16 protein-coding genes are annotated in these 14527 nt (G+C 37.7%); 6 read left to right on the forward strand and 10 right to left on the reverse strand.

From position 1 onward, the window contains the following. Positions 1-37 precede the first annotated feature (37 nt). Positions 38-520 (forward strand): winged helix-turn-helix transcriptional regulator, encoded by a 483-nt coding sequence (locus I6F54_RS04785; RefSeq protein WP_024590009.1) that lies wholly within the window; start codon positions 38-40, stop codon positions 518-520. A 78-nt stretch (positions 521-598) separates the two neighbouring features. Here the strand turns inward: I6F54_RS04785 and I6F54_RS04790 are convergent, their stop codons facing one another. From I6F54_RS04790 to I6F54_RS04820, 7 genes are all read right to left on the reverse strand, one after another. Next, positions 599-1588, reverse strand: coding sequence for a sensor domain-containing diguanylate cyclase (locus I6F54_RS04790; protein WP_165740718.1), 990 nt, complete (start codon positions 1586-1588; stop codon positions 599-601). 205 nt (positions 1589-1793) lie between these two features. After that, the gene (locus I6F54_RS04795; RefSeq protein ID WP_166377285.1) at positions 1794-2183 is read right to left on the reverse strand and encodes a DP-EP family protein; all 390 of its coding nucleotides are present in this window, start codon (positions 2181-2183) and stop codon (positions 1794-1796) included. A gap of 22 nt (positions 2184-2205) precedes the next feature. Beyond that, on the reverse strand, positions 2206-5460 hold the full coding sequence (locus tag I6F54_RS04800; RefSeq protein WP_197139999.1) for an nSTAND1 domain-containing NTPase: 3255 nt from the start codon (positions 5458-5460) through the stop codon (positions 2206-2208). Positions 5461-5628: 168 nt separating this feature from the next. Continuing rightward, entirely contained in the window at positions 5629-6459 is an 831-nt protein-coding gene (locus tag I6F54_RS04805; protein WP_008167991.1) for a mechanosensitive ion channel family protein, read from the reverse strand. Between the two features lie 38 nt (positions 6460-6497). Further along, positions 6498-7241, reverse strand: a complete 744-nt coding sequence (locus I6F54_RS04810) for an LrgB family protein (protein WP_166420188.1) — start codon at positions 7239-7241, stop codon at positions 6498-6500. Next, positions 7234-7587, reverse strand: coding sequence for a CidA/LrgA family protein (locus I6F54_RS04815; protein WP_197140001.1), 354 nt, complete (start codon positions 7585-7587; stop codon positions 7234-7236). Before I6F54_RS04815 ends, I6F54_RS04810 begins: the two co-directional genes overlap by 8 nt. A 71-nt stretch (positions 7588-7658) precedes the next feature. After that, entirely contained in the window at positions 7659-8450 is a 792-nt protein-coding gene (locus I6F54_RS04820; RefSeq protein ID WP_197140003.1) for a crotonase/enoyl-CoA hydratase family protein, read from the reverse strand. A 366-nt stretch (positions 8451-8816) separates the two neighbouring features. Here I6F54_RS04820 and I6F54_RS04825 point away from each other — a divergent pair, with 366 nt between their 5' ends. The 3 genes from I6F54_RS04825 to I6F54_RS04835 are packed head-to-tail and all read left to right on the forward strand — an operon-like array spanning position 8817 to position 10500. Further along, the gene (locus I6F54_RS04825; RefSeq protein WP_007581697.1) at positions 8817-9137 is read left to right on the forward strand and encodes an HI1450 family dsDNA-mimic protein; all 321 of its coding nucleotides are present in this window, start codon (positions 8817-8819) and stop codon (positions 9135-9137) included. Between the two features lie 42 nt (positions 9138-9179). Then, a complete protein-coding gene (locus I6F54_RS04830) occupies positions 9180-9992 on the forward strand; it encodes a DUF481 domain-containing protein (RefSeq protein WP_007581700.1) in 813 nt (270 codons plus the stop codon). A gap of 25 nt (positions 9993-10017) precedes the next feature. Then, positions 10018-10500 carry a hypothetical protein gene (locus I6F54_RS04835; protein ID WP_008168001.1) on the forward strand — a complete coding sequence of 161 codons (483 nt, stop codon included), beginning with the start codon at positions 10018-10020 and terminating at the stop codon, positions 10498-10500. 42 nt (positions 10501-10542) lie between these two features. Here I6F54_RS04835 and I6F54_RS04840 read toward each other — a convergent pair whose 3' ends face one another. Beyond that, complete coding sequence (locus I6F54_RS04840; protein WP_197140005.1) at positions 10543-11028, reverse strand: FKBP-type peptidyl-prolyl cis-trans isomerase; 486 nt, start codon at positions 11026-11028, stop codon at positions 10543-10545. A 12-nt stretch (positions 11029-11040) separates the two neighbouring features. Continuing rightward, the gene (gene ygfZ, locus I6F54_RS04845; protein ID WP_010553210.1) at positions 11041-11952 is read right to left on the reverse strand and encodes a CAF17-like 4Fe-4S cluster assembly/insertion protein YgfZ; all 912 of its coding nucleotides are present in this window, start codon (positions 11950-11952) and stop codon (positions 11041-11043) included. 164 nt (positions 11953-12116) lie between these two features. On the opposite strand from ygfZ, the gene I6F54_RS04850 reads away from it, so the two are divergent. Both I6F54_RS04850 and I6F54_RS20260 read left to right on the forward strand, forming a co-directional pair. Then, positions 12117-12368 (forward strand): FAD assembly factor SdhE, encoded by a 252-nt coding sequence (locus I6F54_RS04850; RefSeq protein WP_007581709.1) that lies wholly within the window; start codon positions 12117-12119, stop codon positions 12366-12368. 55 nt (positions 12369-12423) lie between these two features. Continuing rightward, positions 12424-12780 (forward strand): hypothetical protein, encoded by a 357-nt coding sequence (locus I6F54_RS20260; RefSeq protein WP_024609021.1) that lies wholly within the window; start codon positions 12424-12426, stop codon positions 12778-12780. Here the strand turns inward: I6F54_RS20260 and nadB are convergent. Continuing rightward, a complete protein-coding gene (nadB, locus tag I6F54_RS04855) occupies positions 12755-14365 on the reverse strand; it encodes an L-aspartate oxidase (RefSeq protein WP_007581714.1) in 1611 nt (536 codons plus the stop codon). The genes I6F54_RS20260 and nadB overlap by 26 nt on opposite strands. Positions 14366-14527 lie beyond the last annotated feature (162 nt).

Raw genomic sequence — 14527 nt, forward strand, 5'->3', positions numbered from 1 at the left:
AGGGCATAAATTTAACTTATCCGCATAAAATTCTGTTATGACAATTCCAAATAGATTACGCATGCTAGATCGTATTGATTTAGCCATACTAGACGTTCTACAAAAGAACGGCAGAATTTCAAATGTTAACCTCGCAAAACAGGTTAATTTGAGTGCAAGCCCGTGTCTTGATCGTGTAAAACGATTAGAGCAAGAAGGCTATATCGAAGGCTACTACGCTAAGCTTAGCGAAGCAAAGCTTAATCAAAGCTTAGTAGCACATGTTCAAGTGTCGCTTGTTGCTTCAAATACAGCAGTATTTAAGGTATTTAGAGAGCATATACTAAGAATACAACAAGTCGTTGAATGTGACATGGTGGCAGGCGGCTATGATTATTTATTAAAAATCCGTGTTTCTAATATGGAAGAGTACAGACAAGTGCTAGGTGACTTAGTCGATATACCTGGTGTGGGCACTCATCATACTTATATGGTGATCGAAAAAATTAAAAAAGACGAAGGGTTGTTAATCGACATTTAGGCGTCCCTTAAATAATAAAAACCGCCAAGTGCGGTTTTTATTTCAGTACATAAAGATTCTATCAATATAGGTCGTACATTACCTTATACATAATTTATTACGACCTTCCGACTTCGCTCTGTATAACGCCGTATCAGCCGCGCATATTAATGCTTCAGATGTTCTGTACTGATTATCGTATTCACACGCAATGCCTTGGCTTACACTAATTTTTACATTTGGTGGCAGCCCAATATCTCTAAAATTAATGTTGAGTATTTTTTCTTGAATACGTTTTGCGATCATTTCTGCATTTGAGATATGTGAGCGGGGTAATACAACAGCAAACTCTTCACCACCATAGCGAGCTACTAAGCTATCCTTGGAGGGTAGGCATGCTTCAATAGTTTGCGCTACCTTTTGTAAGCATTTGTCACCTTTAACATGACCAAAACTATCATTAAACAGTTTGAAAAAATCAATATCGATTAAAATAAAACTCAAAGGTTGTTTGTTTACGATGCACTCTTGCCAATTTTTAATAATCGTTTTCTCTAGGGTGCAGCGATTAGCGACGCCAGTGAGGTGATCTATTTTGGCTATGTTCTCGAGTACTTTATACTTTTTAACATGCTTTGAAATGTCATGCATAATACAAATAAATAAAGGTGTATTGTTTGTGGTTGATGCAGGCATACAAGAAATTGAAAGTTCTATATCTAAACAGTTGCCGTTATTTTTTATTATTTTAACTTCTTTGGGACCATGATTGAGTGGTGTTTGATAATTATTTTTCCAACTTTCAAACATGTAAGCATAGTCATCGCGATATTGCTCTTGTAAGCAATCATGCCATTTTCTACCTATTAATAAATCTGACGTCACGTTAAAAAAACGTGCTGCGACGGGGTTTACTGATTCAAACACGCCATCTGCATTAACAATAAAAATAGCATCGGCCATGACATTCGTGACATTAATAATAGCGCTTATTTTTTCATTGTTAACGGTGTTAGAAATGCTGCTCATTAATGCAGATACAGCATTGTCGGCGTTGTTTGCTCTGCTATTTTCATTATTGTTAGACATGGTGTTGCTCATTTTTATTGTTAATGAAACTTTATGTCTAGTAGTTTATTTAATTTATATTTTTAAACCTTTCGGTAACCTTCTTTTTTAATTGTTTGATTTTACTTGTTTTTATTGAAGTGTGTCAGTGTTTAACTAAAAGGTAGTTAGTTTATAAATAAATTGCGTAGGAATAAATCAGCCCCATGCAATTTAAAATCAATAATTAATCGTTGTTGATTAATTTTTTTTTATTTATAACTTGTGGGTCAGGGCTTGAATAAGGTTTATCATTACATTCAACGTTAAATATTAAACACGCAGTGCCTGAGTTTTTTGCTGTATCGGTGATAGTGATTGCTTGGTGGTTATCACTAAGTGCATAACTGAAGTCTTGGGCACATGTTCCTATTTTATCAGTAACTGTAGCTCCTGTGAAAAAAAAGCCTAGCCCAACTGCAGCAGGAGTTAAAGTGTAAGTACCTGCAGTTTCGGTTCTTACTGTACCGCCGCCATCAACGGCTTTGCCATTTTCTGTGTAGCTAAAAATAGCCTCTTTTTTATCGTTAAACTCAATATGCACTTGAATGTCGACTTTGTTTATAGTGGTCGTCATGTAATTTCCTTTGTGTTTAGTTTTATAGTTTAAAGTCAGTAATGCCTAGTTTTAACAGGCTTGCTGTTATTGTTGGTATTTCGTTTGCTCGGTTTAAGCAGGTATATGCTTGTACCTGCGGGTACTTTACGTGAATACTTTGGTTTATTTTTACTGTTTTAGTAATAGCTTTAAGCACATTTAAGCAAAATTGCTCTCGTTGTTCGCTGGTCGCAGCTAATTTAGCTTTGAGTAGGTTTATATTTATGGGGGCTAAGTTATCTCTATTTTTCATTTTATTGGTTATGTACCGTTTATATTCGCCATCATTCTCAAGGGTCGTTAATAACTCTTGCGCTTTAAGGGGGAAGTTTCTGTCAATAAAATAGTGAATTAGACTAATTTGTGTATTGATAGAATTGATACTATTAAGACCTTGTGATTTTAAGAAGCTAATAATTTTTTCTGTCCTTGAATCAATCTTTTTGTCATAAGACAACATTATCAATTGCGCTAATGAGCGATAATACATATGTTGAAATTCATTATTTTCCGGATCTTGCTTTAAAGCCTCATTTATAATTTCATTCGCAAAGCGAGCTTTTAAATAGGCCATTTTTTTATCAGGTAAATAACTTAGTAAATAACTTTGTTGCATATGTATATTTGCTGACATATAAAAAAGACTGGCGTCATCAGGGTAGTGATTAGTCATTTTTTTCACCACAGAAACTGCATTTTCCAGCATATTCATTGCGACATTAAAGTTACCTAAGTTACCTTCAGTTTTTGCAAGCCAACTGATTGTATCTGCTTTATCACGTAATAAATTTTTACTATTCGGTTTTAGTTCAATGGCCCTATTCTTAAGCATAAGTGACTCTGTAAAGCTTTTTTTCGCGGCTATATAGTCAAATTTCTCTGTGTATAAAGAACCCAATGAGTTATGTGAATACGACAACTCCATAATGGAATTAAAATCATTCGGTGCTAACGAATACATGGTTTTGCTATATGAATGGTACTTTTTAAATAATGGCTCAGTGGCGGCGTAATCACTTTTATCGTAACTAAGCTGCCCTAACCAAAAGGCATTGGCACCCGCAAGCGTGAGTAGCTCTAAATTATCGGGCTGGATTTTTAATAATGCCTCAAGGCGGGTGCGGGCGTTTTCAAAGGCGGTGAAGGCCTCAATGGTTTTACCGCGCGAATAGGCCACTTCCCCCATTGCCTCAAGAGTTTGTGCGTACTGAAAACGGTTGTTAAATTGTGCTTTATCATCGCTAAAGCTAAAAAGTGAACCTGATTCGTCAGTTTGATTAGTAAAATACTCAAGTGCTTTATTACTAATACCATCAAGTAAATCCATACGCTTTACGCTACGTAATTTATCGGCAAAATCACCGACCATAAAACCAAGCAGGCTCTCTGCCTCAAGCTGCTTTTTTTGTGCGTTTTGCTGGGCCTTAAAACTAGTAAAGCTCATTAATAACGCGGTAAATGTAAGCAAACACAATAAAGCAACGGTCACTCGTTTTACTCTTATTTTTGCTTTTGTTTTTTTTACAGAGCTTTTGATAAGAGCGTGCTCGTTATCATCTAATTTAAACAGTTTGTCGCTAAGTAATAGCTGCGCTTCTTGTAGAGGTTTACCTGGCGCTAGGAGGTAAGCACTACTTTTACCTTCATCTACCCAATTTTGCGCTTGATGCTGTAAGCGACTTTTTATTGCTAAGGCATCTTTATGATCATTAATCCATTGTTTTGCTCGCGGCCATTGACGTAATAATGCCTCGTGAGCAAGGCTAAAACAGGCTTCTTGATTTTGTAAATGCGATACAAATAAACGGCTATCGACCATGGCTTGCACAAGCTCTTTTTGGCTTGTGTTCGTTAATGTTTGCCAGCGGGCAGCGCGGCTCGTAATGGTTTTACCATCTGGATTTAAAGTGATCAGTTGTGATAACACGCTTTTTAGTTGCTGTTGTTGCTCGTTGCTGAGGTCAATAAATATATCTTCTGCTTTTTTGCCTATGGCTCCCTCAATACCCCCGAGTTTTGTGTAAACACTGTGCAGTAGCTCGTTACTATCACTGCGTTGTAAATACAGTTCTTGCAGTGTGTATTGCAGCATGGGCAGTGCGTCGGGGTTATTAGCTGTATCGGCGCACAGAATTTCATCCAGTGGCGTTTGGGTTTGCGGGTCGAGTGAAAATGTTAAATTAGCGGTTAACGCTGGCAGGCGAATAATTTGTTGTAGTTCGTGCCTGTTTGGTGGTGTTAAATCGTAATGCGCACCATGAGCTTTACCTGCCATTAGGCTGGGTTGTTCAACCACTAAAGGATAAAAGTCGTTACGACATGCACTAAATAGAATCACTGTTTTAGAGGTTGCTAAGCGCTCAATAACCGATAAAAAATGGCTGCGTGTTTCGCTACTAAATAAAGGAGAAGAAAGCAGTACTTCTAAGCGGTCAATAAATAAAAATAACTGCGGTGTTTTAAGTTGTGTAGAGGTTTTGCTTAGTGCAGCTTGTATGGCGTTAATTACGTCATCTATTGCCAACTCTAGTTGTTCTGCAAGTGTTTGCGCGCTTAATCCTTCAAACACAGGCTGGGCGTTTATATCCCAATCAAGTAATGCAGAAGCTAAATCTAAAAAAAGTCTATTTTTATGAACATCTGCAAAGTCGATCTGGGTGTAGGAAATAACCCCGATGCCATTATAGCCTCGCTCATCTAGCAGTTTTGGTAAAATTCCAGCATTAACAAGCGAGGATTTACCTGTACCGCTAGGGCCAAGTATTAAGCAAAAAGCACGACCAAATTTAACTTGGCTCGATATTCTATTGAGTAACGTTTCTATAGATTGATTGCGGCCAAAAAATAGGTGTGTATCGCTTGGGTTGTAGGCGCTTAATCCTAAAAAAGGAGAGCCACCTTGCCATGTGTTTTCACTTTTTTTTATATCTTCAGCCAGAGGAAACTCAAGTTTTGCAATAACGCGGTAACCACGTTTGCGAATAGTCTCTATGTAGGTGGGTTCACTTGCTTTATCACCGAGGGCTTTTCGTAACTGGGTAATTGTTTTATGCAGCGGGTTATCGCCTACCTCAACATTTTTCCAGCATTGATCTAATAGCTCGTCAGTAGTAACAATTTCGCCTTTTTGGAAGCAAAGATGAACTAACACATCCATGGCTTTTGGTTCTAACTGTTTATTTTTTTCTGCACGCTGAAGAGTATTTGACTGGGGATTGACTTGCCAATCACCTAAATAAAAAGGGCTGCGATTCATAATGGCTCATTATTGTTATTATGTAATTAAAGCGAGTGATTAGCCGACTTTTTTAACCAAGTCTTTATATTACAGATAAAATAACAAACAGATAAGGAGTTTTTACGCAGTAAAAGAAGTTTATTGATGTGGGTAATTCAATATTGAATTACCCACTGGATTTTATGACTATATATCGCTTTTATTTATAGTAATGACGCGTTGAGGGAATGGGATTTCAATATCAGCGTTATTAATTGCTTTATAAACACCGCCATTAATAGCCAGTTTGGTTTCAATAATTTTAGTAGTAGGCACCCAATATCGGTAGCTTATTGTAACACCGCTATCGGCAAAGCGTTCAATACCCACTTGTGATAACGGATTTTGTGCGACTAATTCGTGTGCTTTAAGTACGTCTTCAATAAGGCTAATCGCATTATCAGAGCAAGCACTATAGGCTATATCTATTTCACCTTTGACCAATGAGTAACTAAATGAGTTATGAAGTATTTCACCTACTATATGCTTATTTGGAATGGTGATTTCTACTTTTTCTTCATTGATTAAAATAGTGTAGCCAAGCTCAATTGTTTTAACTTGGCCGCTTACATTTTTAACTTCAATAGTATCACCAACAACAAAAGGTCGGGTGGCTATAATGGCAAGGCCCGCACCATAGTTAGAGAGCATTCCTTGCAGCGCTAAACCAGCACCTAAAGATGCAGCACCAATGGCTGCTACAAATGGCGTAACGCTGATACCTATTTTGCCAAGTGCAATAATTATAACCATTACAATTAGCAGTACTTTTACCACGCTACTGACAAAGTTAGTAAGCGTAATGTCAACGTTATGACGGGTCATTAACGCGGCTACAAATTTGGCAAGCTTTTGTGCTATCCACAAACCAATGAGGACGATAAAAATAGCGCCAACAATTTGCATACTGTAGGTAACCATATACTCAGTAAGCATGGTGTAATATTTTTCAAACTGTTCGATTTCAGAACTGATCATAAAGCGCTCTATGTTAGGGCTATGTTGTATTTTTCCAACTATAGCAAAATGTTGACTAAAAATGGATATAACAGCGGCACTATAATTGCTGTTAATAAAGCACTTAGCGCCATTGCAACTGAGGAGTAAGCGCCTACTTTTGGATGTTCAGCAATAGCAGCAGCAGTCCCAATTGCATGACAAGCTGTGCCCATTGCAACACCTTGAGATTCGTGATTAAAAATATTAATGAGTTTAAAAAGCATAAAACCAAATAAAGCGCCTAGTAAACCAATAAAAATAACTAAAGCCGCAGCAAGAGAGCTAATCCCCCCTAATGAGTCAGTAACAATTAAAGATATTGGGGTTGTGACACTGAGTGCGGCAACAGATGCACTTAGCTGCGCAGGCGCATTAAATAATATGCTTAGCAAAAATGCCACAACGGTTGCGTTAACAATACCTAAGCTACATGTTGCGACTATGAGTAATAGATTTTTTCGTACGTGTGTAAACTGCTGATATAAAGGAAGCGCTAAAGCCACAATCGCGGGCTCTAATAACCAGCTTAGTAATTTGCTGTGCGAGGCAAATTGCGTATAAGGCAAATTTAGATTAACTAGTAATAAAGCGATAATACTAATACTTAAAAATACGGGGTTAGTGAGCGATTTAAATACGCTGTTTTTTATACTTTGGTTTACGGCCCTTAGTGCTAAAAACAATACAATAATAAAAGGAATACTTAGCCACCATAAATTAGGCTGTAGCTCTGAAATAGCGGAAAAAGTAAAATTAGTCATTATTTTCTCTTCCCTTAAAGTACGCAATTACACTGCTAACAAGCAACAAGGTAGTTATAGGGACTAGCACCACAACTGAGGCTAAAAATGCCCAATACGATTTTATAAGGCCTAGATGTTCAATAAATCCCACACCTGCAGGGATGAAAAATATAGGCATAATATTTAAAATAGGGGAGGCGCATGGTTTCACGTGTTGCTCTTTTACAATACCAGATAAGAGTAAAGCTAATAAAATAACCATAGCGAGTAACGGTGCAGGAAAGCTCCCACCAATAAAGTGCATAATGAGTTTAGCACAGGCTAAACATAGTAAAATAATAGCGCTACTGAGCAGATATTTCATCAAAGTGGCTCACAGAAAAGATAAGAGCTTAACTTTAACAAATCAAACTCTTTTATGCATTGTGCAATAGTCTACCAGTGCTTTGTATTTGCGTAGGTTATATCTGCTTTTCCTTTAGCTTTAGCAATTGCTTTTTTAGTGTTTGGGTTTAGCAGTAAGCGAATTTGGCTTAAGGTTTCTTTAGCGAGTATTTTTCGTTGGTTTGGTTTATAGCTAAGTTGTGTAACACGTTTAATAGCAGCAAGCGTATCGGGTGAACGCTCAAGTAATGTATCGAGCATGTTTTGCGTTGCTTGCTGAGTATCATCGGTAAGTTTAGTAACCAAACCTAGCTCATTTGCTTGTTGTGCAGTGATTGGGTTTGCGTGGCTTGCAAGCCAAAGTGCTTGGTCGCGCTTAACTAAACCGCTCATCATTACATTTGCGCCCATATCGGGGCACAATCCCCAACGCGCTTCCATAATGGCAAGTTTGGCATCAATATGAACAACTCTGTAATCTGCCCCAAAAGCTATTTGCAAACCACCCCCTAAACAGTTGCCATCAATTTGTGCAATAACGGGCACACTAAGTGACTGCCAGCCTAATACTACTTTTTGCGCTAAATTTTGATTGCCTGGTAACCATTTAAGCAATAATTTCACTATGTTCATTGGTGTAGCCATTACTGCAGATATATCAAGGCCTGCACAAAAATGCTCGCCATCACCTTTTATTACCACAGCACGAATACTACGATCTCTTTTTATATTTTTAATGGCTTTGTTTAGCTCTACAAACATTTCAAAGCTTAATGCATTTTGTTTTTTTGCTCTGCTAAGCGTGACGGTTGCAATGCCATTTTGTTTTTCTAGTTTTATCATTACACACTCCTCTGACCTGTTGCTTGAGCTTATGTTGTTATAGGAATTAAGTAAAGTGACGGTATTTTTTAAATAAATGGAATTTATTGCTAAAGCCGTAGTCTTAAAGGATTGGTTTTAGATGAGAAAAAGCTAAACAATTCGAACCTAAGATAATAAAAATATTTTACGTTGTTATTTTAACTAAAATAATAAAAGTAATCTTTATATTCAATAGTTTAGGTGAATTGTTATTTGTCGATTTAGTTGTATGCTGAATAAAGCATGACTCGGTTACAAAAAAGTCAGTGTTTTACGTTTTTTTTTATCAAAATGATGATGAGATTTGATAATATAGCGCAACTTAAAAGCTTAAGGTAAGCACATATGTCGGGTCCACGTTTATATACGGTAGAAGAAGCTACTCACCAAGCTTATGATATTTTTTTAGAGTTAGCGCCAAATAACTTGAGTGAAAAAGATGTTGAAGACTTTAATGAGTTTAGAGAAGACCTAGGCTTTATTGAAGAAGACGAGCCAGATGACCAGTGGCAAGACTTTGTAGCCCTTGAAATAGAGCCAGAGCACTTTATTCAGGTGTTGGTTGGTTTAGAATTTGAAAATGATGATGTTTTGTTTGCTAAAATTTTGATTAGTCGTGATAAAGATGCTCCGTTTTGTCATATTTTATGGAAAGAAACTGAATAAGCAATACTGCTTATTTTTATAATTGTGTGCAGAGAGAGTATTGTGCGTAAGTATTTATTTTTAATTTTTTTAATAATTAGCAGCCCAAGTTGGGCCGTTGATCCATTTGAAGATTTTCATGAATATGGCAAGCTCTCTGATGAAGAAATTCATGAGTTACACAAAGGTGACATGTTCTATGGTGATACTGAATTTGGCTTTATTCTAAGTAAAGGTAACACCAATTCGACCAGTTTTAAGCTCAAAGGTAATTTATACCAAGACTTTGAAAAGTGGCGTAACCAATTTAAAATAGACTCTCTTTATAAGCGTGATGAGAACGATGAAAGCGGTGGCACTGATGTTACAGCTAATCGTGTTTTTGTATCAGCGCAAGGTAACTATAAAGTAGGTGTTAAAAACTCCTCATTTTTTATTTACGGTGATTACGAAGAAGATGAGTTTAGTGGACTTGATTTTAAAAGTACGGTGGCGACAGGCTATGGTGCACGTGTATATCAAGGCTCTAAAAACAAAGTAGATATTGATATAGGACCTGGTTTATACCGTTCAGTAGCGGATGAAGATTCGGATGTGAGCGAAGATGAAATTAATAAAACCGGTTATTTAGTACGTGTTGCAATGCAGTGGGAACGTTTGGTTTCTAAGCGTACTCGTTTTAATCAAGATGTGAGTATAGAGCAGTCGCTCTCAGGTCTTAATTCTCGCTTAAAATCGGAAACCGCACTAATAAGCCAAGTGATTGGTGCGGTATCACTCAAATTTACCTACATGTATCGTTATAATTCAAAACCCGAAGATGATAAACTCAAGTTTGACTCAGAGCTGAGTGCTACATTGGTGTACAGCTTTTAAGTATTTATTTAATTTAGAGAATATTATGTATCAGCATAAACAGTATGCGGTGTTTATCTTTTTTGTATTAGCGTGGATAGGCGGTTTTGTAGCGCTTGCATGGAACTTGTTAGGCGCTGATGGACCTTTAATGATATTTGCTGGGATTTTAGTGCTGGTGGGCTTTTTGTTCCATGGTCTAACAGTAAAAGTAGATGATAAAAAAATTAGCTGGGCGTTTGGTCCAGGCGTTGCAGGGCAAAGCATTGAGCTTGGCGAAGTAGTAGAAGCTAAGGCAGTCCAAAACTCTTACAGACACGGTATTGGTATGCGAATTACTCACGATGGTTGGGTGTATACAGTATCTGGCTTTAGTGCAATACAGCTAACGCTTAAAGATGGCACTTTGTATCGAGTTGGCACAAACGATCAAAAAGGTTTACTCGCCGCTCTAAAAGAAAAGAATGTATCAATCGCGCTGCCTAGTAAGGCAAAAACTGAAACGGTTAAGCGCAACAATATGATATAAAAAAAGCGCCCTAGGCGCTTTTTTACTTGGTTTAACAGTGTATTAGTGGTCGTGACCACATCCACCTTCACCATGTACATGACCATGAGTGAGTTCTTCTTCGGTTGCATCACGTACTTCTAGTATCTCTACATCAAAGTTAAGTGTTATGCCTGCAAGTGGGTTATTGCCATCTACAATCACTTCTTCATCTTGGATATCGATGATCATTACTGATTGGTCACCATCATCTGTTGATGCACGAAATTGCATGCCGACTTCAATTTCCATACCTTCAAACATCGACTTAGGTACAGCTTGCATTAGGTTATCGTGGCGTTCGCCATAACCATCATCAGGTTCAACTTTTACGCTAAGTGTGTCGCCTGGTTGTTTGCCTTGCAAAGCATTTTCTAGGCCTGAAATTAAGTAGCCTGTGCCAATGATAAAGTGTAGTGGCTCACCACCGAACGAATTATCAATGCTATTGCCATCATTATCCATTACCGAATAATGCATTTTTACCACTTTGTTTGCCGCAACGATCATAGTCATTCCTATTTATTCATCTTCAAGAGAGTAGGGTAGAGGCAGAATGCTTAGCTCCACCTGAGGTGTGTGTTTTGCACGAAGTACCTGAGTTACATCAGTATCGTTTGGCAACACAACGAGGCCTGTTAATTTATTTGTTTGTTCATTAAAGCTTTGTGCAATAAGTTTACCCGCACGGCGCCAATTTTCGCCTAATTGGGTTTCTAAATCGGGCTCTGAAAGTATCCCTTCGCTTTGACCTGAGACTATATACATTGCACGCTTATTTTTACCTAGGTACTTCATGCGAGCTACAGTTTCTTGACCGGTATAACACCCTTTTTTAAAGCTTATACCGTCAATAGCATGTAGGTTTACCATTTGAGGAACATACTCGCCAATTGCATCTGCACTTAACTGAGGTTCACCTGCAAGCATAGATGCTTGTTGCCAAGGAGCTTCGTTATCAAGTGTAGATACGTCATCAGGCATACTAAACTGGCTATCGACCATCAATAAAACACGGTTATCAGCTAATTTTAGTGCTTTACCGCTTTCAAAGTCACACGCGCTCGCATCACCTTCAAAGTTAATATCAAGTTGTGCGAGTACATCCGATAAATCATCACCAATGAGACCAATTAATCGCTTTGAACATGCACTAATGTCAACTTTTGCAAATACGGCATACTTTTTTAGCTCAGCTAACGATTTTTCTACTTCGTTTTCGCTGCCTGTAAGGTAGTAGCTGTCTTGATAAGAAAATAATTTAAATACGCCCCAAAGTTTACCTTTAGCGCTGCAATGGCCAGCCCACAAATAATTACTGCTGGTTAATTTATTTAGATCTTGAGTGATTTGCCCGTGTAAATAAGATAATTTATCAGCACCGCAGAGGCTAATAAGTTGATGAGATAACGGACATGCATAAACGCTCGACATAAAAACCTTCTTTGCAATATAAATGAAGTGACATAATAACGCAGTTGTTACGTATGGTACAGACAAGCGCTTATTGGTGCGGGTTTATTCTTTAATGAGAGATTAATAGCTGCTAAATAGGCTTGTGTTTGTTAAACTCGAGTCAATTAAGTATGAGGTTTAAAATGGTTGAAATTCATAGTAAAGCACGTATTCGTTGGGCTTGCCGTCGTGGCATGTTAGAGCTTGATGTTTTGTTTATGCCGTTTGTTGAAGAAGCATACGACTCTTTAAGCGCAGAGCAACAGGCTATTTTTCAGCGTTTGCTAACAGAAGAAGACCCTGACTTATTTGCATGGTTTATGGGTCATCAAGAATGTAAAGATGAGCAGTTAAACGGTATGGTTTCGCTGATCTTAGACCGAGTTCGTGTATAGGTTTACAGTTACTAATAATAACGCTGACCACAAACCTATTGTGGTCTTTTTTTGCATGCTCATTTTAATATTATGTTTATTTTTAGATTCGCTACTAGCTATGCTTTTTTGTTTGATAATTAATATATTAGCTGGCTTTTTAGTGTGGCAAAAAGTGTTGGCAATTCATCCAAACCATGGCGTTATAATTCTAGAACCCAAGCTATTTAGGTTTGAGGGTGAAGGTTTAAAAATTCAGGGTGAAATTAGTAAAAAAAGCCGTTTTTATGGCAATAATATATGGCTACATATTAAAGGTTTTAGTAACAACCATTGGCTTATAATTTCAGCCAATGGTGTTAATGAACAAAGCTATGCGCGTCTAAAACGTGCTACTTTAAGCGCGATTAATTGCGTTTTGGAGTCAAAATAGTCGGTGTTGGATTTTCATTTTGTTCAGGGTAATCAATAGTATAATGTAGGCCTCTGCTTTCTTTTCGCTCCATTGCACTTCTAATAATGAGTTCTGACACTTGTACTAAGTTACGAAGCTCAAGCAAGTTATTACTTACTCTAAAGTTTGCATAATAATCATGTATTTCTTGCTGCAGCAACTCAACCCTATGCAGTGCACGTTCTAAGCGTTTAGTAGAGCGTACAATACCTACATAATCCCACATAAATAAACGTAGTTCATGCCAGTTATGGGTAATAACAATTTCTTCATCAGAGTTACTAACACGGCTTTCATCCCAATGAGGTAGAGCCATTGGCTCTGGTGCATGTTCAATTTTACTTAAAATGTCTTTAGCTGCAGCGTGGGCAAATACAATACATTCCAATAATGAATTACTTGCCATACGGTTTGCACCATGTAGGCCTGTGTAAGCGACTTCGCCAACAGCATACAAGTTATCGAGATCTGTTTTACCGTTAAAGTCGGTCATTACGCCACCACAAGTGTAATGCGCAGCAGGTACAACTGGGATTGCTTCTTTTGTTATATCAAGCCCTACACTTAGGCATTTTGCGTAAATAGTAGGAAAGTGCTCAATAATAAAGTCTTTATCTTTGTGGCTAATATCTAAATAAACACAATTAGCACCTAAACGCTTCATTTCAAAATCGATTGCGCGTGCCACTATATCGCGTGGAGCAAGTTCTTCACGACTGTCAAAATCTTTCATAAAACGAGTGCCATCAGGTCGTTTTAAATAAGCCCCTTCACCGCGCATAGCTTCTGTAATTAAAAAGTTTTGTAGCTCTGGATGATAAAGGCTCGTTGGATGAAATTGATTAAATTCCATATTGGCAACTTTACAGCCTGCGCGCCATGCCATTGCAATGCCATCACCACTTGATACATCTGGATTAGATGTATACAAATACACTTTGCTTGCGCCACCAGTGGCAAGAGCAACAAATTTAGCTGAAATGGTTTCTACCTTTTTAGCTTTTTTGTTCCACACATACATACCTTCAATGTGTGAGCCTGTTTTTCCGGCGCTTTTATCTGTAATTAAATCAATGGCGTTGTATTGCTCTAAAAGCGTTATATTCTTATGAATTTTAACTTGGCTAATAAGCGTGGTTTGCACAGCTTTGCCAGTAGCATCGGCTGCATGCAAAATACGACGATGGCTGTGACCGCCTTCACGTGTTAAATGAAAACGCTCTTTTCCTTTGCTATCAAACTCCATATCAAAGGGAACACCTTGGTCGATTAACCACTGTAGGCAATCGTGAGCATTGCTGGCAGTATAATGAACAGCGTCTCTGTCGCATAAACCGCCGCCCGCATCGAGTGTATCTTCAACATGAGATTCTATGCTGTCGTTTTGTTTATCAAATACAGCTGCTATACCACCTTGAGCATATAAAGTAGAACCTTCTGTAAGCGCTCCTTTACTGATCACGGTAACGTTACAATAATTAGCTAGAGATAATGCAAGTGATAAGCCTGCTGCGCCGCTACCTATAATAGCGACATCTGCAATGTGATGTTTATTTTGGTTCATGTCAGAGGTACTTTGCGGTTACAATGCTCATATAGAGCAATATTTGTTTTTAATATCTGTAGTTGTACCATATTTGTCATACTACTACGTAGTGATTTTAAAGGCTTCGCGCCGTTATTTATCATCTATTTTATAAAAAAATAATATTAAGCAGAACTTTTT

It is taken from the genome of Pseudoalteromonas sp. SWXJZ10B, assembly GCF_015864475.1.
Taxonomy (GTDB): Bacteria; Pseudomonadota; Gammaproteobacteria; order Enterobacterales; family Alteromonadaceae; genus Pseudoalteromonas; species Pseudoalteromonas arctica.